Source organism: Marinobacter sediminicola, from assembly GCF_031157525.1.
In the GTDB taxonomy this organism is placed as follows: domain Bacteria; phylum Pseudomonadota; class Gammaproteobacteria; order Pseudomonadales; family Oleiphilaceae; genus Marinobacter; species Marinobacter sediminicola.
On the sequence record NZ_JAVIXR010000002.1, the window covers coordinates 66,366 to 92,494 of the forward strand.

At 51.9% G+C, this 26,129-nt stretch carries 24 protein-coding genes; 8 read left to right on the top strand and 16 right to left on the bottom strand.

All coding sequences use genetic code 11. The features are described from left to right. Positions 1 to 5: 5 nt before the first annotated feature. The 11 genes from RG807_RS02995 to RG807_RS03045 form a co-directional block, all read right to left on the bottom strand. The gene (locus RG807_RS02995) at positions 6 to 1,325 is read right to left on the bottom strand and encodes a hypothetical protein (protein ID WP_309043550.1); all 1,320 of its coding nucleotides are present in this window, start codon (positions 1,323 to 1,325) and stop codon (positions 6 to 8) included. Between the two features lie 59 nt (positions 1,326 to 1,384). Further along, the gene (locus tag RG807_RS03000) at positions 1,385 to 2,686 is read right to left on the bottom strand and encodes a diguanylate cyclase domain-containing protein (RefSeq protein ID WP_309043551.1); all 1,302 of its coding nucleotides are present in this window, start codon (positions 2,684 to 2,686) and stop codon (positions 1,385 to 1,387) included. Positions 2,687 to 2,785: 99 nt separating this feature from the next. Then, positions 2,786 to 3,913 (bottom strand): cell division protein ZapE, encoded by a 1,128-nt coding sequence (gene zapE / locus RG807_RS03005; protein ID WP_309043552.1) that lies wholly within the window; start codon positions 3,911 to 3,913, stop codon positions 2,786 to 2,788. Continuing rightward, the gene (locus RG807_RS03010) at positions 3,910 to 4,887 is read right to left on the bottom strand and encodes a carbon-nitrogen hydrolase family protein (protein ID WP_309043553.1); all 978 of its coding nucleotides are present in this window, start codon (positions 4,885 to 4,887) and stop codon (positions 3,910 to 3,912) included. Before RG807_RS03010 ends, zapE begins: the two co-directional genes overlap by 4 nt. Before the next feature lie 7 nt (positions 4,888 to 4,894). Beyond that, positions 4,895 to 6,013 carry a baeRF11 domain-containing protein gene (locus tag RG807_RS03015; RefSeq protein ID WP_309043554.1) on the bottom strand — a complete coding sequence of 373 codons (1,119 nt, stop codon included), beginning with the start codon at positions 6,011 to 6,013 and terminating at the stop codon, positions 4,895 to 4,897. 77 nt (positions 6,014 to 6,090) lie between these two features. Further along, the gene (locus RG807_RS03020) at positions 6,091 to 6,825 is read right to left on the bottom strand and encodes a glucose 1-dehydrogenase (RefSeq protein ID WP_309043555.1); all 735 of its coding nucleotides are present in this window, start codon (positions 6,823 to 6,825) and stop codon (positions 6,091 to 6,093) included. 171 nt (positions 6,826 to 6,996) lie between these two features. Beyond that, positions 6,997 to 7,464, bottom strand: coding sequence for a peroxiredoxin family protein (locus tag RG807_RS03025; protein ID WP_309043556.1), 468 nt, complete (start codon positions 7,462 to 7,464; stop codon positions 6,997 to 6,999). A 66-nt stretch (positions 7,465 to 7,530) separates the two neighbouring features. Next, entirely contained in the window at positions 7,531 to 8,037 is a 507-nt protein-coding gene (locus RG807_RS03030) for a RidA family protein (protein ID WP_309043557.1), read from the bottom strand. 52 nt (positions 8,038 to 8,089) lie between these two features. Further along, positions 8,090 to 8,491, bottom strand: coding sequence for a c-type cytochrome (locus tag RG807_RS03035; protein WP_309043558.1), 402 nt, complete (start codon positions 8,489 to 8,491; stop codon positions 8,090 to 8,092). A 12-nt stretch (positions 8,492 to 8,503) separates the two neighbouring features. After that, positions 8,504 to 10,111 carry a flavin monoamine oxidase family protein gene (locus RG807_RS03040; protein WP_309043559.1) on the bottom strand — a complete coding sequence of 536 codons (1,608 nt, stop codon included), beginning with the start codon at positions 10,109 to 10,111 and terminating at the stop codon, positions 8,504 to 8,506. Between the two features lie 258 nt (positions 10,112 to 10,369). Further along, positions 10,370 to 10,951 carry a serine hydrolase domain-containing protein gene (locus RG807_RS03045; RefSeq protein ID WP_309043560.1) on the bottom strand — a complete coding sequence of 194 codons (582 nt, stop codon included), beginning with the start codon at positions 10,949 to 10,951 and terminating at the stop codon, positions 10,370 to 10,372. Positions 10,952 to 11,287: 336 nt separating this feature from the next. On the opposite strand from RG807_RS03045, the gene RG807_RS03050 reads away from it, so the two are divergent. The 3 genes from RG807_RS03050 to RG807_RS03060 all read left to right on the top strand — a co-directional run bounded on the left by RG807_RS03050 (position 11,288) and on the right by RG807_RS03060 (position 18,691). Next, positions 11,288 to 14,326, top strand: coding sequence for an EAL domain-containing protein (locus RG807_RS03050; protein WP_309043561.1), 3,039 nt, complete (start codon positions 11,288 to 11,290; stop codon positions 14,324 to 14,326). A gap of 147 nt (positions 14,327 to 14,473) precedes the next feature. Beyond that, positions 14,474 to 15,547, top strand: a complete 1,074-nt coding sequence (locus tag RG807_RS03055; protein WP_309043562.1) for an efflux RND transporter periplasmic adaptor subunit — start codon at positions 14,474 to 14,476, stop codon at positions 15,545 to 15,547. 6 nt (positions 15,548 to 15,553) lie between these two features. Then, entirely contained in the window at positions 15,554 to 18,691 is a 3,138-nt protein-coding gene (locus RG807_RS03060; RefSeq protein WP_309043563.1) for an efflux RND transporter permease subunit, read from the top strand. 37 nt (positions 18,692 to 18,728) lie between these two features. Here the strand turns inward: RG807_RS03060 and RG807_RS03065 are convergent, their stop codons facing one another. Next, entirely contained in the window at positions 18,729 to 19,376 is a 648-nt protein-coding gene (locus RG807_RS03065; protein WP_309043564.1) for a DsbA family oxidoreductase, read from the bottom strand. A 136-nt stretch (positions 19,377 to 19,512) separates the two neighbouring features. On the opposite strand from RG807_RS03065, the gene RG807_RS03070 reads away from it, so the two are divergent. Together RG807_RS03070 and RG807_RS03075 are read left to right on the top strand one after the other, a co-directional pair. After that, positions 19,513 to 20,406 (top strand): patatin-like phospholipase family protein, encoded by an 894-nt coding sequence (locus tag RG807_RS03070; RefSeq protein WP_309043565.1) that lies wholly within the window; start codon positions 19,513 to 19,515, stop codon positions 20,404 to 20,406. Between the two features lie 90 nt (positions 20,407 to 20,496). Continuing rightward, positions 20,497 to 21,165, top strand: a complete 669-nt coding sequence (locus RG807_RS03075; protein WP_309043566.1) for a glutathione S-transferase family protein — start codon at positions 20,497 to 20,499, stop codon at positions 21,163 to 21,165. 7 nt (positions 21,166 to 21,172) lie between these two features. Here the strand turns inward: RG807_RS03075 and RG807_RS03080 are convergent, their stop codons facing one another. Then, positions 21,173 to 21,628, bottom strand: a complete 456-nt coding sequence (locus RG807_RS03080) for a GatB/YqeY domain-containing protein (protein WP_309043567.1) — start codon at positions 21,626 to 21,628, stop codon at positions 21,173 to 21,175. Positions 21,629 to 21,809: 181 nt separating this feature from the next. On the opposite strand from RG807_RS03080, the gene RG807_RS03085 reads away from it, so the two are divergent. Beyond that, positions 21,810 to 22,304 (top strand): DUF2780 domain-containing protein, encoded by a 495-nt coding sequence (locus RG807_RS03085; RefSeq protein ID WP_309043568.1) that lies wholly within the window; start codon positions 21,810 to 21,812, stop codon positions 22,302 to 22,304. 68 nt (positions 22,305 to 22,372) lie between these two features. Here the strand turns inward: RG807_RS03085 and RG807_RS03090 are convergent, their stop codons facing one another. After that, a complete protein-coding gene (locus tag RG807_RS03090; protein WP_309043569.1) occupies positions 22,373 to 22,828 on the bottom strand; it encodes a DUF4112 domain-containing protein in 456 nt (151 codons plus the stop codon). Between the two features lie 124 nt (positions 22,829 to 22,952). Between RG807_RS03090 and RG807_RS03095 the strand changes: the two genes are divergently transcribed. Beyond that, a complete protein-coding gene (locus RG807_RS03095; protein ID WP_309043570.1) occupies positions 22,953 to 23,435 on the top strand; it encodes a nucleoside deaminase in 483 nt (160 codons plus the stop codon). A 16-nt stretch (positions 23,436 to 23,451) separates the two neighbouring features. On the opposite strand, the gene RG807_RS03100 is transcribed toward RG807_RS03095, so the two are convergent. Beyond that, positions 23,452 to 24,594, bottom strand: a complete 1,143-nt coding sequence (locus RG807_RS03100; RefSeq protein WP_309043571.1) for an iron-containing alcohol dehydrogenase — start codon at positions 24,592 to 24,594, stop codon at positions 23,452 to 23,454. A 78-nt stretch (positions 24,595 to 24,672) separates the two neighbouring features. Here RG807_RS03100 and RG807_RS03105 point away from each other — a divergent pair, with 78 nt between their 5' ends. Beyond that, positions 24,673 to 25,695, top strand: coding sequence for a DUF6635 family protein (locus RG807_RS03105; protein WP_309043572.1), 1,023 nt, complete (start codon positions 24,673 to 24,675; stop codon positions 25,693 to 25,695). Here RG807_RS03105 and RG807_RS03110 read toward each other — a convergent pair whose 3' ends face one another. Further along, positions 25,696 to 26,070: a tetratricopeptide repeat protein gene (locus RG807_RS03110; protein WP_309043573.1), complete on the bottom strand. Its 375-nt coding sequence runs from the start codon at positions 26,068 to 26,070 to the stop codon at positions 25,696 to 25,698. Between the last annotated feature and the right edge of the window lie 59 nt (positions 26,071 to 26,129).

Consider the following 26,129-nt stretch of genomic DNA (forward strand, 5'->3'; position numbering starts at 1 on the left):
GTGCCTCACGTCGTTGGTAGCGGATTCATTCCGGAAGGCGCATGTTCCGTCGATGTCTCGCTATGTTTCAGCAAGTTCAAGCCAACAGGAAACAGGTTCCTTGTCGATATCTTTTCATTATCGACAAGGGAATCCATGCAATCGCGAGTGCACACGTAAAGATTCCCCTTTCTCTTGGGCAACGACTTTCCCTTGCTCAAGCAGGTTTTGAAAACCTTAGCCTCTTGCTTTAACTGCAACACCAAAGGCAAGTGCCTGTAGGTGCCAGGAACTGTATATTTAACCCTCACAAAAAACTCTGGTTGATAGAGGTAAAGAGGGTTTATCACCAAGCCAAGCAGCTTGTTCTCTCGCAGTATTCCCCCATCCGATTCCAAAACCTTCAGGCTGACACTATTACCTATGGTTTGATCCACAACCTCATCAAAAAGCTCTGTATCAACCATGTCCTTTAAGGTCACATCCTCTCTGTACAAATTCGGGAACAGGTCTATTGTGCCGGCAAAAGAATGTTGAATTTTATCTTTGGCCGCTGCGTCTGCACTTAGTCGGGCCTGAAGAATATACAACGGATCTTCCCCTTCGATGGCAATCTCGACGATGCCCGTTATCCCGATGGGGTTAGGCAATAAGTCGAAAAACTCCATGCTCCCGACTTTCGAAAATTCACTGGATGCATAGTGTCTTTCAATATCAGCCGAGAGCAGACTTCTCAGGGTTTTCTCGTTCACTTTTGTTGTTGTATCACTACTCGAAAGCGGATAATCCGGGAAATAATGAGTGAATGTAATATCAAAAAACGAGGTACTTGAGCAGTTCACCTTCAGAATTCCGGATTCAAGCGACAAACCATCAATTGAAAATTTCGGAACATCGAGTGAACCGTAGTGCGTTCTAAAATAATCATCCTTATTAAAATCGACCCATTTCAACAGAGTTTCAATCTCTCTTGGCTGGTTGTAAAAGTCATGTCTGTTGAACTGAACCTTCACCTCGGAGAAGTTCATATTTATTGGAACAACCGTGCCTATTTGAAGGTTGTCTTTTTCAATTATTCGCCCTTTCTCATCATTATGCAGAGACCTGACAACCAGAAAAAACACTGTTATCAGGAAAACTATCCCTATATCGACAAAGAACGTAAATATGTTCGAAGCCAAGCCATAGAACGCGCCGCGATCATATATTTCGTAAATAACGTAAAAAACAAATGCCAGATACGCGAGAGAGAAAAATATCGCCTTCTTTTTATTAGTTTTGACGAGATAAAAGAACTCATACTTAAAGGAAAGATTATCAACGACTCTTTTTATACTTCTCTTCATGCGTTACAACATCCTTAGCTTTCAGGAAACCATTCGGGCACTACCTGGAGGTCTGCTTATTAAATATGGCGGTGCGCAGAGAAGAAACGAATATTGTTTCTGCCCATGCTTTTCGCGGCATACATTGCGGTGTCCGCATTTCTGATGAGTTCAACAGCGGTGTCGCCATCCGCAGGGTACATCGAAATTCCTATGGACACACCGATTTGGAATGCCTTTCCATGAACCATTATTGGCTCATTGATTGAGCTGACGATACGGTTGGCAACGTCGCAAATTTCGCCTTCTTGCTGTGGGCAGTTGAGGATAAATATGAACTCGTCGCCACCAACACGGGCCACGGTATCGGATCTTCGAACCAGTGTAAGCAGCTTGCCCGCCACATCTTTCAATAGATCATCGCCTACGTGATGCCCAAGCTGATCGTTCACGAGCTTAAAACCATCAAGATCCAGAAACATGAGCGCAAAATGGGTCTTGTCCCTCTCGGCACTGAGTAGTTTTTGGTCGATCCGATCCATCAACAGAGTGCGATTCGGCAGGTCGGTTAAGGCATCGTGAAAGGCCAGATGCTTAATATGTTCGTCCTTGCGCCAAAGAGTTGTAATGTCACTGAACACGGAAACGTAGCGCACAGGTTCACCGGACTCATCGGGCACCATGCTGATCGTCATGCGCTGCAGGTATAGCTCGCCATCTTTACGGCGGTTCCATATTTCCCCATGCCAGCGTCCATCTGCTTTAATCGTCTCCCACATAGCGGCGTAAAAGGCTTGGTCATGCTGTTTTGATTGCAGAATACGAGGAGTTTGGCCAACAGCGTCTTCTTCTGCATAGCCTGTAATTTCAATAAAACCCGGATTTACAGACAAGATAGTTCCGTGAATATCCGTAATCAGAACACCGTCCGGCATGCTCTCGAACACACAAGCAGCCAGTTTTAGCTTCGCTTCAACTTCCTTGAGCACCGTTACTTCACTGGCCTGAATGGCAAACCCTTTGACCACGCCATCGGAATCAAAATCTGGAATATAGTGGCCAATGATATGACCAAGGCTACCATCGGCCTTTTTCAGGGTACGTTCAAAACGCTGAGTCTCGCCAGCCAATACTGCCCGAATATGAGGCTCATTCAGCGCAAACAGCTGCTCGCTGACCAAATCCTGAAAGCGGATGCCGATTACCTCCTCAGGTGGTATTCCATACCATGCACTGAATGCATTATTGGCATACCTGCAACGTAAATCTGTGCCCCAATAACCCATCATATTGGGTGTGCTATCCACAATAGTTTTTAGATATTGCTCGCCCGCGATAGTGGCGGGATTTGCACTCTGCCCTTTGATGTTTTTCTTTCTCATGGGCTACCACTAGACATATATGCTTGCATTCCAGAAAAGGGATTGACCGTTATGCACTCTGCTGTGCCCGTAAATTTAACACAGTCTGGCTGATTTTCTTCATTGCCCAAAGCGCTGTAACTGCATTTCTTGCAGACGGCTTAAAGTGCGACGAAACGGAAAGGCGAGCGCCCCGGTGCTATAGAGTTCTTTCAGAGGCACCGCGGCATCCAGATACAGAGGAATCCCCCGGTCGTAACATTCGTCGACCAAAGCGATAAATCTTCGCACGCCGTCATCTTGATGAGTAAGTGCAGCCAGCTGACGATCCCCTGCCTCTACCTGGGTTACTCCATCCTCGGTGCCACGGGCAATTGCGGCTTGCATAGACCCGCCGCTTAATTGTGGCACATCACCTAAAAAAACATGGGAGAAACGATCACACAGATCGATAAAGTCCTGGGACGCCAGCTTCTGTTCGCACAATTCGTGATAACGACACCACAACAGATGCTCGCTGCGCAGCACTACGTTGATCTCTCGATGCCCAAGAGCAACAGGCTCTCTAATCGGTTGCTCGTTCTCACCAAGCAATTCAGCAAATGCAGCCTCCAGAGATTGGGGCTGGTTAACCCAATAACGCTGCCGAAGCTCCCCTGGATGAAGCCGATGATCCTCGCCACCATCAACGCTCAATACCTGCATATGCCCCTTGAGCGCGGCAATGGCCGGCAACAGGCGCTCACGGTTAAAGCCGTCTTTATACAAATCATCGGGCGGCTGGTTGGACGTCGCCACCAAAACCAATCCTTGAGCCAAAAGTTGCTGAAACAAACCTCCAAGCAACACAGCATCGCCAATATCGCTGACAAACAGTTCATCGAGGCACAGCACTCGAGCTTCAGCTGCCAACTCCTGCGCGAGCAGGTTGAGAGGATCCTCTTGCCCGGTCAATTGAAACAGGCGTTGATGTACCCAGCGTATGAAATGGTGAAAATGCTGGCGCCGAGCCGGCACGGTTAGCGCTTGGTAAAAGCGGTCCATTAACCAGGTTTTGCCCCGACCAACAGGCCCCCACAAATACACGCCCCGAATATCGCCAGTGCCTGCCTGCAATTCCTCATAGCAGCGCTGCAAACTTCTGGCAGCCTGGTCTTGGGCAGGATCTCTTTTAAAACCGGAATCAAATGCTTGTTGATAGGCTGCGTAGGGTGGAAGAGCCTGAGTAACAGAGGAGCCTGCATTCATTGAACGGGAGCTTCCACTGTCGCAACAGAAGGCTGCCTACCCTTAACATTTTGCTTGTACCAACGGCGCCCCAACACCCCGTGTAAATGCCATGAAAATGCTGGAATCAGCCCACGGCGGCGCAGCCAGAATCGATCAGGCACTGGCGCTGCTGGCTCAATTTCCTGCATGCAGATTTCAGCTAGCACAACTCCCGGGCCTTGCTCGTGTGTCCGATGAGCAATCAGCTTTCCTTGGCCATCAATAACGGCCGCCTGGCCTTCGAGGTGCCCACGATAAGTTAAGGGCAACCCCGGCATGGGGCAGCTAAAATCGTTACAGTGTGATGCATGAATAATTGGTGCGCCTACTAGCCGCGCGGTGTCTTGCACGGTCTTCAGGCTATTCTCCCGGTTGGCGGGTTCCAGCCATGAATAGAGCACCGGCCAGTTTTCAGGAATGCTCCACCAATGGGAGCCGCCAATGATGACATCCACCTTGCCCCGCAAACGCCTGGACGTTGCTGTACGCAAAAACTCCCAACACATAGCTGTGCCTACCCGAACACCATCAATTACGCCAAGCTCACCCGTATCTCCGGCATCACCACCTTCGTAAAAGGCGCTCTCCCACATGGTCGGGAGATCCTTATCGTGATGCCCCACAAGCTCGCCGCGGTTATAACACTGGTACCGGTTACGCACGCTGCCGTCTGCTAGCCGGCACAAAAAAGAACCTCCCAGCACAACCTTGTGCTGGGAGGAAAGGCTTTGTAGCAATTGTGCAGAAGGGCCATTTTCATCTTCAATGGCATTAACAAGAGAGGGCTGCCAGGACACCCCGGTATTAAAGAACTCCGGCAACGCAATCCATTGAGCACCTGCCTGGCTGGCATCTTCAACCAGAGCCTTGCAGCGGGCCAGGTTGTACTGCGTGTCACCTATGCAGGTATCCACCTGCAACGCTGCAACTCGGGTTGTCAAAACATCATTCATAAAAGCATCAAATCGGATAACGTGAGATTACCGCCAAGTCGTGGCGGCCCGGAATATCATCTTTACGCACTGCCATCACTTTGGCACCTGAGCGAAGTGCCCGGCCAGCAATTTCATCAATTATCCCATAACTGGTGGCGTCTTCGTGAGAGCCAAAATCAACCTCTCCGGTTTCATCATCAACAAAGCCATCGACCACGCTGTCGATATCAATGAGCAAACGGTCGATTCCACCAAACGTTGCCAACCGGGCTGCATCGGAGATGTCTGTAGTTGATCGATTCTGCCCAGCCCGCTCGTCGAACAGTCGGTGAAAATCCTTGATCTGGCCCGCGTAGTGGGCATCCAGCACCGGCCTTGCCGCGCTTGCCAACTCCGCATTGCTTAGGTGCTCCGGGTTGCCGGCAATAGCGTCAGGAAGCGCAGGAATTGCGCTCAAGGACCGAAATAGTGCCTCCAACGGCTTCGCCGAAGCAAGGATGAGCGGGCGGTCCGAGCGCATTAGCACGGGGCGCAAAACACTGTTGATCCTGCGCACATAACGTGCCAGATAAGAGCCATGCTCTTGGGCGCCATGCCTGTGGCCGGTACCCGTGTAGTTCTTGATGGTCGCGTCACCCACTACGGAGGTAAGATCCTCAGGCATATCCGCCACTGAGACCTCTCGCGCTGGCAAGTCTGCCGACACCTCAATCAATCTCACGGCGTTCTCAGAAAGCGCCAAAATATGCGCTGTATGCGGGAAAGTTACAGCCCGCAGCAATGGCTTGAGATGGAATCGGTCAGACACCTCAACGATATCTTTTAGTTTGTTGGCCATCCGGTAGGTATGCAATGACTCCGGCGTAGCCAGAATTGCCAGGCTGTTTGCCTGATGACTCCAGAAATCCAGATCAGCCGCCAAATCATCAAACTGTTCCTGCAACAGCGCAATGCGCCGCTTATCAAGGCCTTTGGCCTCCAGTTGACTCACAGCCTTTTTGACCAGGTTGCCGAGATTGATTCGGCTCGCTTCAACTTCACGACTAAGCGGTGTGGTCGGTAGGTAAATCGAGATGGCCGCATCAGAGCGAACCAGGTTGAGGTCGCCAATTTCCTTGGCGCTTGGCATGTCTACGTAGTACATAGAAAAAACCTCCTGCAAGTTCAAAACCCTGGCCGGGCGAGGTCGCCCGTACCAGTTCGAACAATCCATTCGGATCTTTACTGGGCGGTTATACCGCCATCCACTACAAATTCAGAGCCTGTGGAGTAGCTTGATTCATCTGACGCCAGAAACAATATCAGGCTTGAGACCTCTTCAGATTTAGCCAAGCGCTTTAAGGGGATAGACTTCGCGAACTCTTCCACAGCTGCTTTAGTGTCGCCTTGCATAATCATGGGGGTTTCTATCACGCCCGGGTGTACAGAGTTCACTCTGATACCGGACGACGCAACCTCCAGAGCCGCTGCTTTTGTCATACCGCGTACGGCAAACTTGGAATCGGTATAGCCAATGGCTCCACCCACCAAACCATTGATGGACGACACGTTCACGATCGAGCCGCCGCCGGCTTTTTTCATTGAGGGAACAACGGCTTTCATCCCCAAAAATACAGACACCTGGTTAATGTCCAGTATGCGGCGGTAATCTTCCAGAGATGTATCCAAAAGGGATTTCGCCATTGTTATGCCAGCGTTATTTACCAGCACGTCCACCGGTCCAAAATGCTCCTCGGTTTTGCTGACAGCGCGAGCCCAGTCTGATTCGCTGGTCACATTCTGCTTCATAAAAAGAGCGTTTTCGCCCAACTCCGCTGCCAAGGCCAGGCCCTTCTCTTCATTCAAATCGGTCAAAACAACCTTGGCGCCCTCTCTTATAAAAACGCGGGCGTGGGACGCCCCCATTCCTTGGGCTGCACCGGTCACAATCGCAACCTTATCTTTCAAACGATCCATCTTAATCCCCTAATTTTCAGTAACTTAATTAACGAGGGCCAGTTACATCAATATAGCAGAAGGGGTGAAAGACCGCGTCGGTATTATCCATGACCAATCGGGGCTTCAATTTAACTTGCGCCGGAGCAAAGCCAAGCTCAACACAGTAATTTCACTCCACGGCGGCCTAGCTCACGCCAACAAACGCCCAATCATATACCCCACCTGCATATCGCTTACCCGTCCCAACTGTGTAAAACGAATAGTGCCGTCCTTATCAATCAGTACCAATGAAGGCGTACCCTGTAGATTAAGCTTCTGCATCATCACGGGTACGGGGCCTGTCTCGGAGGGCAAGTCAATTGCTATGGGAAACTGCAGCCGATACTCATGGATAAAAACCTTGAGCGCATCGGGTGTCATCACATGGTGGTGCTCAAACACTGAATGCAGGCCAATCACCTGCACCTCATCACTTCGATACATCTCATGGATTGCCGCGGCTTGCGGCAATCCGTGGGTCACACAGCCCGGGCACAGCATCTGGAATGCATGCAGTACAACCACCTGCCCCCGCAGCTTTTCCAACTGCAATGGCTCATTTGTATTCAGCCAACTGGCTACCGTTAATTCCGGAGCAATAACGCCTGTGCCGAGCATGGCCGGGCCTCCCTATATGTACACCCTCAGGTCACTGCGGGGATGTGGCCCACATCTATCAACGCTTTATTGGCGAACCGCAGAGACTTCGATTTCAATCAACCAACCAGGATTGGCCAATGCCGCTACTTCAACCGCTGAGCGAACCGGCAAATTAGGTTGCGCCTCCGTGCCAAAGAATTTGGTGTAGCCGTCCATAAACCCTGAGAAGTCCACCTTCCCATCTTGCGCCACAAGGAACACCTGCATGCGATAGATATCACCCATGGTCAGATCAAGTGACTTTAGGGCTTTCTCAATAGCTTGCAGGACAGAGGTTGCCTGTTCCTCCATCGAACCATATGCCGCCGTGGTTCCCGCGTCAGCTTTGTCATTGATAACAGCCGGAACCTGGCCACTCAGGTGCACCAGCGCCTTACTGGCAGGTATTTCAACCGCTAGTGATATCGGAAAATCCGAGTTTGGTAATTTATGGCGAATTACATCGTGGTCGCCAGAATGGCTGTCTGCATAAGCACTTGCGGCACCCGCAAATAGGCCGGCAATTGCTAATGTAAAAATAGATTTACGCATTCATCACTCCTCACGTGCGCAGCTGAGCACTCTCAGTAACACACACTATTGGTTAGCGGTTAGTCATCGCTTTCACATCGTCCAGTGTCGCCTTCTTTTGGTAGTCATTTCCAAAATGAGTTCGCACATAGTTCACCACTTCCACAATCTGTTCATCTGTCAAATAGTGTTTAAAACTCGGCATACCCCCCAACCCATTGACCAAAACATAAATAGGGTAGCCCGGCGCTGCCACCTTGGCGTTTTCGGCCAGTGCGGGATAAAACCCGGCACCTTCAGAAGCACCTTTACCGCCCTCCATGTGGCAACCTTGGCAGATGCTGTTGTAGAGGTCCTCACCGGTTTTCTGTTCGAAACTACTACTTTCAGAAACTGTCGGCGTGCCGGCGACAGCCGAAAGCGATGCGAACGCATAAATGCCAAGCATAAGAGTAAGCATGGTTAACTTTTTCATGGTGGACTCCTATCAGGCTGTTTGCTTCTTGGATTGAAGCGCGTGTTGGTGCAAGCGTTTGATCGCGTCCAACGACGACAGGATCGCGCCTTCCATCCATGCCGGTATATAGGATGCATGCTCACCGGCCAGCACAATGCGCCCATCAATCTCACACAGATTCTTGTAATGAGCTTTGCGGGTTTCCGGTGTCCATAAGCCATAACATCCATTAACCCAAGGCACCCGGTGCCACGCGACGGAAATACCATTATCGTATTCGTCCATGTATTGCGGGTGTATTTTCGCCCCGTATTCGAGGGCTTTCTTCACCCGCATTTCCGGAGACATCGACGTAAACTCATAGGAGTTCTCATCCCACAAGTAAGCGCCCAGCAACACCCCTTTGCCGGAAGAATGGTAATCAGTACTTGGGTAGCTGATTAGCTCGATGGGCATGTCGGTAAAGGTCACACCACCGTATATGTGGTCATCCTCTTCCCAGAATCGACGCTTGAACTGCAATCCGACTTTAACACTGCTGTCATAGGGTACTGCGCGAATGGCGCTCGTCAGTTTGCTGCTGAATGTGGAGGGTATTTGGCCAAGGATCGAGAGCGGAATGGTGCAGACGCACCAATCGGCGGTTTCCGTCATGGTTTCGCCCGGATTCAGACTATCAACATAGTTAACAGTCACCCCGTTGTCGTCCTGATCGATCTTCGTCACTTTGCTGCTGTAGCGAATCAGGCTGCCAACTTCCTTCTCAAAGGCTTTGGCAATCATATCCATACCGCCGATAGGCTGGAACAAGGTGGCTTGATAATCGTATGAGTGGCCCTCGTTCAGATGCTTCCAAAGCGTTGAGTTAAGCAGCTCTGCACGGCCCATTGGCTGGGAGAATTGCTGTTCAGGCATTAAGCCACCGGCGGGGTCAATGTCGAAGCCCCGCATGAGGCTCGACTCTACGCTCTTAACGTATTTGTCGTCATCGTTGAGTGCACCCCATTCACGCATAACCAGTAGCAGACGCTCCGTGTCTTCCTTCGTCATGGCCTGATCGAGCCCTTTCTGATTGACACACTTGGCAAGCAATTCTGCAACGTGCCCCTGGAAATCCGCCTTTACTTCGCGGTAGCGCTTGGGCTTACCACCAAACGCTTTGGTGCTGTGGAAGTAGGCGTTGTGGTTGATCTGGGTAAACACTTCCAGCTTTACATCAAACTGCTTGCAGTAGTGCAAAACCGCGTGGTGGTGATAGGGAATACGCCATGGGCCAGGGTTGAGATAAAGACCTTTGTCGAACTTACATTCCTGGGTAGCGCCCCCCAGCTCAGTGTATTTGTCGCCGCCGCGTAACGTCCAGCAACGACCTCCCGCTTTCTGGTTGTACTCAAGAATCTTCACCTTGTACCCGGCTTTGCGAAGCTCGTAAGCCGCAGTCATACCGGCAAGACCACCTCCGAGCACGAGTACGGACGCCCCTGCTGGCGCGCCGCTCAATTCATAATTCTTGCTGTCAAAATTGGATTCGGCTGCAAAACCAAGCGTTGTCATGGCCTGGTACATTGCAACGGCTCCGGCCGTCTTACCAATCCACGAAAGCAGCTCCCTTCTACTAAAACCCTGAGTCGGTTCCATGTTCCACGATCTCCCCAGTAGGTACGATCATCGACCTTGAATACATTAACCAGCAATAATCATACGATTAGACAGTTACTGTTACCGCTACTTCAGGTTCAGAAAATTATTATATCTGCCTCCATAAACTTAGTATCTGCACACAAAAGGCGCAAACACTGCACCGACGATTGAATGTGGTTTTTTTGCGAGAACATTGCGCTGAGCTTTCTAAAGCCAGTTCTACTCCAGTGCTCCATTAACAATCGCCCGCAACTCCTAACGGATGGGGTAGGTCGATGAAGGGATCAGTTGCGTCATGAAGATCATCACCAGCTCCTCAACCGGATCGACAAAAAAACTGGTGCTTGCCAACCCGCCCCAGCCATATTCGCCGACAGACCCGTTTGTCTGGGATTTGGCAACGTCGGTTTTTACCGAAAAGCCGAGCCCAAAACCTGTGCCAGGCATCTCCAACGGATCGAAGATATTCTCGCGCAGGTACTCATCGAAAGGCTGATCCGCCAGTAACTGCACCAGATACCCCAGCACATCGGTGCTGACGGAATAGTTCCAGGCGGTGCCCGGCGAGAACTCAAGAGGCAGTTCCGCCAGCTGATTGACCAAGGCCTCCATCGTCAGATCCCGACTACCATCAAGCCTTAATTCGCGATAAGCGGCATCGACGTTGGTGCGATTCATAAACCCTTGCGCTTTTACATAGGCAACCTCCCCTCTTCGGGCCACCAGAGTCAGCGCGCCGGGCAAGTGTCCGGGCTGGATATAACGGCATTCAAGATGACGCTCAATATTGAGAAGCCGATCCGATGCGAGGCCAGCGATCTGTTTTATTTCCGTCATGGAGGAGGCGCCTTTTTTTGCCTGGTACCTTGATTATTGCACCACTGAGCCAGAATCTGCAGCAAGCTCCTGTAACGCCAGCCACCTAATCAGTATTTACCCGGCAATTTTCTTGAACTTTGCACGAAAAGGCTGAACACTCTGGAAGCGAACAATAATCAATTCCTGGCCACAGCGAGCTGCCCTTTGACGACACCATCAGATAAAGAGGCCAATTCAGCAATCACGCGCCCTGATACAAGCGGCGTGGCCGAAAGCGCTCCGGAAAATTCGCATATTTACAGGCTAACAGGAATATACCGGGCTCTTAGCGAAATGAATCAGGCCATTAACCGAATGAGTGGCGAGGAAGAATTGTTTCCGCTCGTGTGTAGATCGGCCGTTGATTTAGCAGGAATCAGCATGGCGTGGATTGGGGTTTGTGATCCTGAATCAAAACGAGTTGTTCCTGTAGAAAGCTATGGCGCCGGAACGGATTACCTGACGGATATAAATACCTCAACACAGCCAACCAGTCCGGAGCACCTCGATGCGTCAGCGGCTGCGTGTTGCAATAATAACGCTGTCGTCAACAATGACTGGGCAAACAATTCCGGTTCAGCAGCCTTGCCCGATCATATAAGCGACCTTCGCTGGGGTAGCAGTGGCAGCTTCCCCATCCGCCGAGATGGAAAACCTTTTGCCGTTTTTTCGGTGTATCACTGTGCAAAAGGCTTTTTTGACGATGAAGTCACCAAACTTTTCAACGAACTGGCCCGGGACCTCACCTTCGCGCTCGGCAACCTTGATCGAGAAAAGCAGCGCCAGGATGCCGTGGAAGCGCTCCGTCTCAGTGAGCAGCATTTCCGGGCCTACTTCGAGCGCACCATGTTTGGCATGGCGACCACCAGCCCGGGTAAAGGGTGGATAGAGGTTAACCAAGCACTGTGCGATATGCTCGGCTACACACAGAGCGAGCTGCTGGCATCAACATGGACAGATCTGGTCCACCCTGAAGACTTGAAGGACGGCCAAATCGAGTATCAGCAACTGATTGATGGCACAGTGGATGAACAGTCAGTTGAACGGCGTTTTATCCATAAGTCCGGCCGTTTTATCGACACTCATCTGGCCTTGCGGGCTGTTCGAAATGCGGACAACGGCTTTGTGTATGTGGTGGCGCTAATTGAGGATATATCACCTCGAAAAATGGCAGAGCGCCGTGAACTGATGCGGCAAGAAACTCTGGAGCAAGTCGCTAAAGGCGGCTCCCTGGACGAAACCCTATCGCAAGTCATTGCATCGGCAGAATCAATTCTCCCCAATTCAATGTGCTCTATCCTTCTGATGGACGAAGAAGGAAAACACCTTTTGAGTGGCGCAGCGCCAAGTTTGCCGGAGTTCTTCTCCAAGACCATTAGTGGCGTTGAGATCGGGATGGGTGTTGGCTCTTGCGGAACCGCAGCCTTCACGGGCGAGCGCGTTGTTGTTGAGAATGTCGCCTCCCACCCCTACTGGGAAAACTTTAAAGATCTGGCCGCCTCCGCTGGGCTTGGGGCCTGCTGGTCGGAGCCCATCCATTCTTCATCGGGCAAGGTTCTAGGCACATTTGCCATTTATCGTAAGGAACCAAGCGCACCGGATAAACAGGAAATTCTGCTTATAGAGAAGGCTGCCAATCTGGTCAGTATTGCCATCGAGCGAACCCATGCAGAAGAAGAGCTCCACTTGGCCTCATCTATCTACGAAAACACAGCTGAGGCATTGCTGGTTACCGATGCAAGCAACAGAATCATTGCACTCAACCCAGCCTTTACCCGGATAACGGGCTATACCCTTGAGGACCTTAGGGGCAGAGACACATCGGTTCTTCATTCCGGTCGCCACAGCGCCGATTTCTACCAAGCTATTTGGGCCGATGTCGCCCTCAAGGGTTTTTGGCAAGGAGAGACCTGGAATCGTCGAAAAAGCGGCGAAGCCTTTCCCTCGTGGCTCACTGTCAGCGTGATTCACAATGACAAAGGCGACATCCTGCGTCATGTCATTATGGGCTCTGACATCACCGATAAGGTTCGTACAGACGAACTGGTTTGGCGTCAGGCAAACTACGACTTCCTGACCGGCTTACCCAACCGCCACATGTTCCAGGATCGGCTGGATCAGGAGATTCGCGCATCTTTAAACCACGGATCGATGCTGGCGCTCTTGATCATTGACCTTGATCACTTCAAGTATGTTAACGATTCTCTCGGGCACTCGATTGGGGACCGCCTGCTGGTGAAAGCGGCAAGCCGGATCAACGGCTGTGTCAGCGACTCAGATACCGTGGCCCGCATGGGCGGCGACGAATTCACAGTAATCCTGCCCCGGCTCACAAATACTCTTGAGGGCGAGAAGGTGGCTGAACAAATTATCAGTGCGCTGGCAGAGCCTTATTCTATTGACGGCGAGTCCATCTATGTTCAGGCCAGTATCGGCATTACCTTCTGTCCAAACGATGCTTCAGATGTTGATCAACTCATCAGCAACGCCGACCAAGCTATGTATGCATCCAAAACATCCGGGCGAAACCGCCTGAGTTATTTCACTCAGTCCCTTCACGATGAAGCCCGAAAGCGCCTGATGTTGATAAACGACATGCGCTCGGCCGTCAACAACGGGCAGTTCGAGCTTCACTTCCAGCCCATCGTAAATCTGACAACGGGCAAAGTCTGCAACGCCGAGGCATTGATTCGCTGGAATCACCCGGAACATGGAATGATCAGTCCGGCTGAATTTATTCCTCTGGCGGAGGAAACAGGATTGATCGTCGGAATCGGCGACTGGGTATTTCGGGAAGCGGCACGCCAGACAAAGCGCTGGAGCGACCTGCTCAATACCGGAATGCAGGTGTCGGTAAATATGTCTCCTGTACAGTTTCAGAGCAGCGCGCTGAACATTGCAGACTGGCTGGACCACCTCAAAACCCTTGGACTGGATCCTAGCTACCTGAGCATTGAGATCACCGAAGGGCTGTTGCTGAATGCCAGTGACGGCGTTAAAGACAAACTATTGAGATTCCGGGATGCAGGTATCCAAGTGGCCATTGACGACTTTGGTGTTGGCTACTCCGCTCTGTCCTACCTGAAGCGGTTCGACATTGATTACCTCAAGATTGACCAGTCGTTTATTCATAATATTGAAACGGATCAAAACGACCTGGTGCTGTCAGAAGCCATTGCTATCATGGCCCATAGGCTCGGCCTGAAGGTTATCGCCGAAGGTGTCGAAACCGAAGCACAACGCCAACTGTTGTTGGAAATCGGGTGTGACTACGGGCAGGGATACCTCTTCTCTCGCCCATTATCAGTTACAGCGTTTGAAGACTTCCTCATGAAAACATTAAAACCGAATTGAAACAGTTGTGAAACACCTCTCTCAAATAGGCATTTTTCTGATCACCATCAGATATATATTTACGCAATCAACTTTCCCATGGCGTTACTTAAATCTAAAATACCTGTAACGGACTACTCTCTTTTCTTTTATCAGGGCAACTGGCTTATGAACTGCACACTACGGATAGCGCTTTACGCTATCGCAATAATCTCCCTTTTTGGCTGCAGTGAGTCAGAGGAAACCGCTTCCCACCCTGTGGTTCAGCCCGTCAAAGTGATGACCATCGGCAGCGAAGACGCGACCCTGGCCCGTGAGTTCCCTGCCACCGTCAGAGCAAGCCAACGGGTTACTATGGCCTTTCAGGTACCCGGTCGGTTAGTCGAGTTCCCAGTGCAAGAAGGCCTGATCGTCAAAAAAGGCACGCTGCTCGGTAAACTGGACCCATCAGATTACAACAGTAATTTGGTCGCCGCGCGCACACAGTTGCAAGCGGTAGAGGCAAACTTCAATCGCGCCAAAGATCTGATCAAGAAGAAATACGTCTCTCAGGCTGAGTACGACAAGATCGAATCCAGTTACAACGTTGCCCAAACTGAACTTGAAAAAGCCCAAAAAGCGGTGAACGAAACCAGTCTTATTGCGCCCTTCGAAGGCGTTATTGCCCGCACATTTGTCGACAATTTTCAGGAAGTGCAAGCTAAAGAGCCGGTCTTGAATCTACACAACAATCTCGCACTGGAAGTCGTGGTTGATATACCGGAAAATCTGATTGTGCGTTACAGCAACCAGGGTACGGCGATCGACCTGAGCGCCCGGTTCGACGGCATACCAAACCGCACCTTCCCGCTCGCCATTAAAGAACACGCCACTGAGGCCAACTCCGATACACAGACTTTCCAGTATGTGCTTTCCATAGAAGACACCGCAGGCCAAAACCTGTTGCCTGGAATGACCGCCATTGTTCGCGCACAACAAAAACCAGACAACAGCAACAGTGAGACACTCATAGCAGTGCCGCTGTCGGCCGTAGTTGCTGACAGCAAACAACAGAAAATCGTCTGGATCGTCGATGAAAATGGCAAAGTCAGCAAACGCCCTGTGGAGACCGGTGACCTGGTGGGCTCAAGCAACATTCTGGTCACCTCCGGACTGGAAACAGGCGACACCCTTGCCATTGCCGGCGCATCGTCGCTTACGGAAGGCATGCAGGTAAAACCCATCGACAAAGTGGAGTTCTGATCCACTATGAACATTGCTGCATGGAGCATTAAAAACAGCACCATCACCTGGATCGTTGTCCTTGTCATGGTGGCGATGGGTTACCACTCTTTCAACAATCTCAGCCGCCTTGAGGACCCGGAATTCACCATCAAGGAAGCCAAAGTCGTCACGCCGTATCCCGGGGCGACTGCCAGCGAGGTTGAAGAGGAAGTCAGCAACCTCATAGAACAGACTGCCCAAAAGATGGGTCAGCTGTTCTATGTGGAATCCCATTCTTATCGCGACAAATCCATTGTTTCGGTAAAAATACTCGATCAATACGATAAGTCCCGATTGCCGCAAGTCTGGGATGAGCTTCGACACAAAATCAGTGACGTGCAATCTCAACTTCCCCCGGGAGCCGGGCCGTCTCAGGTGATTGATGATTTTGGGGACGTTTATGGCGTATATCTGGCCATCACCGGTGATGGATACAGCCAGAACGAGCTCTACGAGTTCGCCAAGTTTCTGAAGCGCGAATTGTTACTGGTTGATGGCGTCAAAAGCATTGCGCTATATGGCGAACCGCAGGAAACCATTTACGTGGAGCCCTACACGGAAAAAATGTCGGCATTGGGCATACCCCCTACCTCGATATTCAACGTGCTGGGCGACAAAAACACGGTCGCTTACGCCGGGTACGCCCGCGCTGGCGATGCCCGCCTTGCCGTTCAGGTTTCTGGCGAACTGGACTCCGCGGAGCAATTCAAATCGCTGATGATTGCAAGCCGGGGCAGTAGTAGCAGCCAAATCGTACTGGGCGATATTGCCAACGTGTACCGTGGGCAACAGGAGCCAGCCACAAACGTACTGCGTTTTAACGGTGAGCAGGCAATCGGCCTGGCCATTTCAGCCCGCTCCGGAAGCAATGTCATCACCATGGGCGAAGGCCTCGACGCCAGGCTGGAACAGCTGAAGCCCCAAATTCCATTGGGCATGACCCTCAATCCCATATCGATCCAATCCGATGCTGTATCAGAAGCCATCAGTGGCTTTACCGTCAGCTTGCTACAAGCAGTGGCCATCGTGGTACTGGTCTTGTTGGTGTTTATGGGCCTGCGCAGTGGACTGATTATCGGGGCGGTCCTGCTGATCACCATCATGGGCACGTTCATTTTCATGAACATTTACGCCATCAACCTTGAACGCATTTCACTGGGCGCGCTTATCATTGCCTTGGGTATGTTGGTGGACAATGCCATCGTGGTCACAGATGGTATTCGTATGCGCATGCAGCAAGGGGAAGACGCCCTCTCCGCTGCCAGTAAAGTTGTCAGCCAGACAGCCATTCCCTTGCTGGGCGCCACAGCCATTGCCGTTACGGCCTTTGCCGCCATCGGCACATCTGACGACTCCACCGGCGAGTACACCCGCTCCCTGTTTTCGGTCATCCTGATTTCCCTATCGCTGAGTTGGTTCACCGCAGTAACCGTAACGCCTTTACTGTGCCATAAGTTTTTGAAAACGACCGTGGCTGGCGATGACCAGCAAGCCTACTCATCGGGTTTTTATCGTAAGTACCAAGGCATGCTTCACAAAGCCATACAGCACCGCTGGCTGACCATCGGCATCACTGCGATGCTGTTTGTAGTAGCCGTGGTGGGCTTTGGCTCGGTCAAACAAAGCTTCTTCCCGGACTCTACCCGTCCACAGTTTTACGTGGATCTGTGGTTCCCGGGTGATGCCGATATCAGTACCGCATCCGAAGGCTCAAGAGCATTTGAGGATATTTTAGCCGGTTACGAAGGCGTCACTCGGGTAACTACGCAAGTGGGTGGCAGTTCACCCCGGTTCCTGCTGACGTATTCACCGGAGCAGCCTAGCCCCAACTTTGCTCGAATTCTGGTAGATGTTGAGAACTATGAAACTCTGGCCCAACTGACTGAAAAAGCCCAGCAAGAGCTTGAAACGCTCCGCCCTGGCGTTGGCGTGAACGTCAAAAAGTTTGTGCTCGGGCCCGCGACCGGTGGCAAGATTCAGCTGCGCATTTCCGGACCAGACCCCGAAGCCTTGCGTCAGCTGGCTGGCAAAGCCAAGCAAGTGCTGGCTGCACACCCCAACGTAAAGGGGCTGCGGGATGAATGGGGTGATCTGGTAAAGGTGATTAAACCGGAGATTGCAGACGCTCAGGCCCAGAAGCTCGGCCTGGTGCGCGCTGATATTGCCCAGGCAACGGCCTTTGCTGTTGATGGCGTGCGCGTAGGTACCTACCGCGAAGGCGATGAATTGCTGCCGATCATTGCACGGGCGCCGTTGGGCGAGCGCATGAGCCTGAACAACCTTGACCAGGTGTCTATATGGAGCCCGGCTGCTCAAAGCATGGTTCCGCTGGGCCAGGCTGTCTCTGATTTCGATGTTGGTTTTGAGAACGCACATATCTGGAGACAAGACCGCATCACAATGCTGCGTTTGCACTTCGATCAGCGCGAGGGGTTATCCTCAGAACTTCTCGCTGACATCAAAGCCGATGTAGAGAAGGCGTTGAATGCCGATGTACGTGAGTATCTCGGATTATCAGACGATGCAGACGTCGAACACACCAATAAAACAATCCCTCTGCGATACCGTGACCGAATCCCGGTGGCAGACATGACCGGCTACTATTTTGCCTGGGGCGGCGAGAATGAAGACTCTATCAAGGGCTCAACGTCTATTGCCGAGTCTATTCCGGTGTTCTTCGGGCTGATGGTGTTCATCGTGATCGCCCTGTTCAACTCCATTCGCAAAACGTTTGTGATCTGGCTTGTAGTGCCACTGGCCATTATTGGAGTAACGGCAGGGCTGCTACTGTTCAACCAGCCCTTTGGCTTTATGGCCCTACTGGGCTTTATGAGCCTGGCCGGCATGCTGATCAAAAATGCCATCGTGCTGGTCGACCAGATTGACGTCGAACTGGCCGACGGCAAAGCGCCTATTGAGGCGATTGTTGATTCCGGAACCAGTCGACTGATTCCCGTAGCCATGGCTGCATTAACGACGATTCTTGGCATGCTGCCTCTGTTGACAGATGCTTTCTTCGTCGCCATGGCTGTCACCATCATGTTCGGGCTCGGCTTTGCAACGATCCTCACACTCGTGGTGGTGCCAGTTCTGTACGCAACCTTGTTCCGGTTTCGCAACTAACGTTCGTAAAGAGCAGTCCGGCTGAACGGCATTTTGTTCAGTCGGACTCTGCACCAATTTCCTGAAATGCCTGAACCAGCGTCTCGGGCTCCTGAGCTCCGGAGATAAGGTACTTGCCGTTGACTATGTAAGCCGGCACACCCGTAACACCCGCCTGCTGGTATTTGGCTTCGTCTTCTCGCACCGCCGCCGCGTACTGGTCAGACTCCAGTACTGCTTTGGCTTTTGCGGAATCCAACCCCAAAGACTCCACGCACTTGATCAGAACATCGTGGTCGGAGACGTTCTCTGCCTTACCGAAATAGGCAGTGAACAGCGCTTGCTTCAGAGCGGTCTGCTGGCCCTGTTCGCCGGCCCATTTCACCAGTCGGTGGGCATCAAAGGTATTGCAAACCAGGCGCTCCTGAATCTTTTCAAAGTTAAGTCCAAGATCCGTCGCGACCGCCATCATCTGGTTTTGCGTGGCGCGCAACTCATCTTCGCTCCGCCCATACTTACGGGCGAGCGCCGGCAAAATTGGCTCACCATCTCCTCGGCTATCCGGGTTCAGCTCAAAAGCATGCCACTGAACCTCAAACTCATAGTCTTCTGCCAGCTGTTCCATGGCGCGCTCCAAACGGGCGTAGCCAATGGCACACCAAGGACAAGCGATGTCGGAAACAATATCAATACTCATCTTGTTCATAGCGGATCCTGTTAATTGTCTGGGTCAACCAAAAGCCTCAATAGGTTCAATTTGGGCGCTGCCGGGCATCCAATGAAATCTGTTAGAATCGCCCCTAACCAACACCACCCCCTGATACATTAACAGGCCACCCTGCATGAAGCTCAATCCCTTTAACACCCGCATCGGCCTGGCTCTCGGGGGCGGCGCCGCCAAAGGCATTGCCCACATTGGCGTTCTGAAAGCGTTCGAAGAAGAGGGAATCCGGATTCATTGTATTTCAGGTACCAGTGTGGGTGCGCTGGTTGCCAGTTATTACGCCTTTGGGCGCCCGGTGGAATCCATACTTTCCATTGGTTCGGCGTTGAATCTATCCAAGATCCTGAACTTTACCTTTGAACGCGGGGGCCTGTTCAGCACGCAAGCTATTCGCGAGATGATTCTGCGAGATCTGGGGGACTGCCTCATCGAAGACGCCAACATCCCGCTCGCTATTTGTGCGACGGATATTGAAACTGGCAGGCAGTTGATATTCAAGACGGGAAACCTGGCAGATGCTGTTTGTGCCTCCATGGCTGTGCCTGGTCTGTTTGTTCCGGTCGAGGTGAACGGACGGATTCTGGTAGACGGCGGGCTGGTTGAAAATGTTCCGATTTCACCCTTGGCAAAGATGGGCGCGGGTATCACCGTGGCCATTGATCTGAGCCATGTCAGCCAGTACCAAAAGCCGGAGGACACCTTCGATGTAATCAGTAACGCCATCAACATTGCGATCGACTTTAACACTCGCAAACAATTAAAAGAGGCGGATATTGTAGTGCCGCTGGATTTAAGTGGTTACAGCCTCACAAACAATGCAAAGCTTGTGCAAGAGCTCTACATGGAAGGCTACCGTCCCATGAAAAAGAAGATTCAACAGGTGCTCTGGTACAAACGGGCAAATGTTTTTATGTACCTTCTCAAAGCAACCAGAAAACTGCTCCCTCTGAAGGTGCCTGAGATTATTAAAGATCTAAAAAACCACTTGTTGGCCTTTCGCAACCGAATCTAGCAATTTAAACAGTAATAGCAGTGATCCAAAAATGCGCATACAGACTACTCTGTAAACCTGCCTATTGTTTGAAGCTAACGGAGTTTTTGCATGATTACAGTCCACCACCTCAACAATTCCCGGTCACAACGCATTCTCTGGATGCTGGAAGAGCTGGGAGTGCCCTACGAGATCCAACGCTACGAGCGCGATGCCAAAACCATGCTGGCACCGGCAAGTCTCAAAAAAATACACCCGTTGGGTAAGTCACCGGTGATCACCGACGGCGATCTGGTAGTGGCGGAGTCCGGTGCCATTATCGAGTACCTAGCCCACACTTACGGCAAAGACACCATGCTGCCAGACGGTGGTGGCCAGGCGTGGCTGGATTACACTTACTGGCTGCACTACGCCGAAGGCTCATTGATGCCGCCGCTGGTTATGCGCCTGGTGTTTGAGAAGGTAAAAACCAGCCCCATGCCCTTTTTTATCAAGCCAGTGGCAAAGGGCATTGCCGATAAAACCAATGAGGTTTTCATCGGCCCCATGATCAAAACTCACCTGGATTTTGTTGAAGCCCACTTGGCAGAAAACGCCTGGTTTCTGGGAGACAACCTCAGCGCCGCAGATATCCAAATGAGTTTCCCTCTGGAAGCTTCGGTCGCCCGCGGCATCGTAGGTAAGAACCGGCCTCACATCAGTGCCTGGGTCGAACGCGTGCACGCCAGGCCCGCCTATCAGACTGCCCTGGAAAAGGGCGGTGAATACGACTTCGCCTAAGGGTAAGTTAAGCCGCCAGCGCCGCCCTCACCTTTTTCCCCAGATGGCCCATATCAACACGGCCAACCACCTGAGGGCGCAGCGCACCCATCACTGAGCCCATGTCCTGCATGCCTTTGGCACCGGTCGAGCTGATTGCCTCCTGGATCAGCTTATCCAGCTCATCCTCAGTCAGTGCAACCGGCATGAATTCTTCGATGATCACCATTTCCGCGCGCTCGATATCGCCCAGTTCCGTACGGCCAGCGTTATCGTACTGACTGGCGGAGTCGCGGCGTTGCTTGAGCATCTTATCCAGCACCTTCAAAACGTCGTCGTCATTCAGGTCGCGGCGCTCATCAATTTCGATCTGTTTAATCGCAGCCTGGGCCATACGCAGTGTGACGAGCCGAGTTTTATCCTTATTTCGCATTGCGTCTTTTACTGCGGTACTTAGTTGTTCTTTGAGTGATAATTCAGACATTATCGGTCTCCTGCTGCATGGATTAAGGGCTGTAAGTTTGCATTATGCAAAACGGCAGATCTAGCGGAAAATCAGCTGCGCCGTGAAGTTTGACCTGTCTCTGGCTGCGGCACTTTTATTTTGCCGAAGCTCCCCAATATAGAGGTAGATACTTGGCGCCCCTACTGCACAGGACCTGACAATGAACGATATTCTCAAGAAGTTCCTTTTTGTTTCCAGCATCTACCTGCTAGCACCGACTGCTGGTGCTTTCAGCCTGAACGACACCATTTCCACTGGCACTCAGGCTCTGTCCTCCACCAGCGAAGTCAGTGGTGAAGCACAGCAACTGCTCGGACTGTTAGAAAGTCAGCTCGGCGTCACTGAAACTCAAGCAGTTGGCGGCACCAGTGCCTTACTGCAACTGGCGAAAAACGATCTGGGCAGCGATGCCATAAGCACTCTCACAAACAAAGCGCCGGGGCTATCCAGCTTGCTTGGGGCAGGCGACATAAGCCAAGGTTTGCTCTCTGGTATTTCATCCATGGACGGGGTGCAATCGGCCTTCTCAGCTCTGGGTATGGACAGCGCCATGATTCAGCAGTTTGTTCCAATTATTATGGGTTTCCTGGGGGACCAAGGCGTAGGATCTTCATTGCTGGGGCAGCTACAAGGCCTTTGGTCGCCTGCTAGCTAATTGCCTCGCAATTAGAGAAGATCACAATCAGGTTGCAGGCGGCGATAAAACTCAGCACCGCAGATGGCTCAAAAAGCGAACACCAAGCCAGCGGTAATTATTCCAAACAGGATGGACAGCCCGACTAAGGTTTTCCATGGAAAGGGCGGCGGGGGCGGCTCCACAGAGAGTTGCTCCTCCAGATAGTTTCTCAGTAAACGCGTATTGCGAGTATTGGCCTTATAAATGGCATCAAAGGCATCCCCCACCACCGGGACAAGCCCACCAACGAAATCGATACCCATATTTCGCAGGATACATCGCTTCACATCCTTGCTGGCTCCAGCCCGCTGAGCTTCGACCAAAACATAGCCTGACAAAACTAAGCCTGCCGCGTCTCCCACCACCGGCACCAGACCAATAATGGCCTCAGCCCCAATCTGGAATCGAGTAAACGGAATGCCAATGCTGCTGTCAGTAAAACGGCTGAACTTATCAAGCCGTTCAAGTATCGCCCGCTGCCGGGCTTCGGTAGGCTTTGCCATAAAATATCCCGAAAAAGAAAACGTCAGATAACTGGTGCCAGATGGAATGGTAAACACCCAGCCCGTGATGAGACTATAAAACCCAAGCGAGAGGAACAGGCCACCTGACTGTAGTGGAGCAAGTATGACTGATGATAATGCTATGAAACACCTGGATCGCTGCGTTGAATTGGCCACCAAGGCGCTGGAGACCGGCAACCCGCCGTTTGGTTCAGTGCTTGTGGATGAGAGCGGCGCAGTAAGATACGAAGGCCACAATCTGACAGTGGGGGGTGACAGCACTCAGCACCCGGAGTTTGCAATCGCCCGCTGGGCCGCAGCGAACATGACGCCGGGTGAGCGCGCAGCATCAACCGTCTATACCTCAGGCGAACACTGCCCAATGTGTGCCGCTGCACATGGCTGGGTTGGCCTTGGCCGTATTGTTTACGCCAGCTCCTCCAAGCAGCTGGTCGCCTGGCTGCAAGACATGCAAGCGCCGTTACCACCTGTGGCAACTCTACCCATCACTAGCGTAGTGCCCGACGCACAGGTTGAGGGGCCATTTGCAGAGCAGGCTGCTGCCATTCATGAATTGCACAAGCGGTTTCAAGGTATCAACAAATAAATTTAGTTAGCGCTACTTAAAGCGACTGGCGCAGCACATTCTCGATAGTTGCCGTTGATAGCACAACAGGATTGGCCTTCATGGAGGAAGCCCCAACGGCAGCTTGTGTCGCTGCAACTATGTGCTCTTCTGTTACACCAATTGAAGCCAGTCCTGGCAAACCATTCTGAACAATCCATTCACGAAAACGCTTTAGAGCCTGGCTTTCCGGCACCTCAAACACTTCAGCAATCCAACGAATTACATCATCGATACGAGCTTTATGCCCAGCCTCGACTACGTTATCCCGGTTTGCTGCAATACCTGCAGGCAATAGAGCACCGCAGATGGCTCCGTGGGGCGCACCGCACAAACTGCCTAGCGGGCCGGCAATGCCATGCACAACTCCCAACCCGGAGTTCGCAAGAGCGAGCCCACCAAAGAGGCTTACCTGCGCCAAAGCATCACGAGCGTCCTTGGACTCCCCTTCCATCAACTGTTTCAAAGCATGAAGCCCCTTGGGGATAGCTTCTTTACACAACATATCTGTGAACAGGTTTGATCGCGACGAGAGATAGGGCTCGATGACCTGAGTAACCGCATCCAAACCTGAGTAGAGGCTGACTTGTTTGGGGCAATTATCGGTGAGCGCCGGGTCGACCAGCGCCAGATCCGGAAACAACTGGTTATCCCTCAAGCTCACCTTACGCTGGGCCTTAACCACGTCGATAACCGCATTTCGAGTTACCTCTGCACCGGTGCCCGAGGTGGTTGGCACCAGTATCAACGGCAGGCGCTTGGCAGATAACGGCAGCCCGCTCCCTACCACCTCAAGATGGCTCAACAGCTCCGTGTGGCTTGGCAGCATGGCTGCAAGCACCTTTGCTGAATCCATAACCGAGCCACCACCAATGCCAAGTACCAGATCGACCCCGAGTGATTTACCCTGTTCAACGGCGGCAGTAAGCGTGTTCAAGTCAGGCTCTTTTTCAATGGTCAGAGTCTGTACGATATCGATAGACGTGAATGACTCGAACACTGCCGAGAGCCTGCCCGGGTTTTTGCCGTGCACAATCAATGCTCGCGAACCCAGTTTTGCTGCCCTGTCGTTCAACTGAGCGATGAAACCACGCCCGAACAGAATCTCGGTTGGGGTCACCAAGCTAAATGTGCCTAACATAAACAATGCCGCCTTGAAGATTGGAAGGGATGCCCGCTTTATGGAACCTCAGCGTACCTTTTCCTTTATCATTCGGGAATGTGCGATTTTCGATTCAATGCGCCACACACTCACTTGCCTGTAGATACGCCTATCACTATGCCCACCGCCACATCGACCGAGCCAACCATCTCCGAAGCTGAGATAGAACAGGCCATTCGCTCAGGCATCGAGCGTTACTTCGACGGCTGCCGGGCACGGGTGCCGGCGTTTATTGACCGCCACTTCCACTACCCCGGTGCCCTGGAAACCAACCGGATGGCGCTGGGATGGGACATGTTGCGGGCCCCGATAAATCTACTGTGGGCGCCAGTCTACGCCCTGGCATGCCTGATAAAAATCCTGACCCCCAAACGCACAGGCCTGATGTGGCTGCACGGGTTGGCAAACCGTGTTCCCGCAGGTTTTACCACCCGGGTACAGCAGCACATCTCGCACCTTATTCTGGTAGATCTACTGAATGATGGTCAGGACGCTCCCTTGCTGGAGAGCCATTTGATTGAGGCGTTGGAGACTGTCTATGAGCGCCATGCTTCTGGGCCAGTCGATCATCAGCGGTTTAGCAAATTGGCTGAACCGCTGGTCGCGGACGCTCTCAGCCAGTACCTGATAACCCGAACAGCGTCTGCCGATATCACCAACAGCATTTCCTGCACGGTGCTGGGCGCGTTCGCATTCCAGAAGTTTACGCCAGGTGGCATTGGGCTCGGGGTGGTGCTCGCTTCCATGCTGGCAAAAACCCTGGCCGCCAAAGACTTCATTTTGGGCGAGACAATCGGTGGGTGGTATTACAGCTGGTTTCCGCCGGAGCCTACGCTGGCGACAACGGCCAGCGTTATGATCGCTGTTATGGCCGCACTGGCGGCGTTTGCGGCCCTATCCGGTGTCATCTTCGATCCAGTACAAGCGGCGGTCGGCTTGCATCGTCGGCGCCTGCATAAGTTACTGGATCACCTGCAGCGGGACGTCACCCTCAGCACCCAAAGCAGCTTTCGCCCGAAAGATCAGTTTGTGGCGCGGATTCTGGATACCTTCGACATGATCAAATCCGGCCTACTTTAGCTATTCGTCAACCTGGAGCGTTTCAAGCAGCTCATCTATGTCTGCTTTAAGTTCCTTATCATCAATTTTATTCGCGTTAACTTTTGCCGCTTGGAGGTTTTTGATGGCGGCATCCGTTTGGCCCAATTCAACCTGCAAGGTGGCCATGGAAAATGCGATCGACGACATATGATCTTTTGCATTGATTGCCACGGCTTTTTCCATAGCCTTGTCGTAGCCTGCCAAAGCCTCTTCCAAGTCTTCTGTAAAATCGGCAAGCGTTTCCCATTGTTCCGGGTGGTCTTTGTCGGTATTTTCGTTATCGATGCAGACAGATTTCAGCTCTGCATAGAGCGCATCAAAAGTCGCAGCATCATCGTTTTGGTCAGCCTCCATAAGCTTTTCCGCTAGGCTGTAAACGGATTTATATATCTTGGTACTAATCATCACTTATC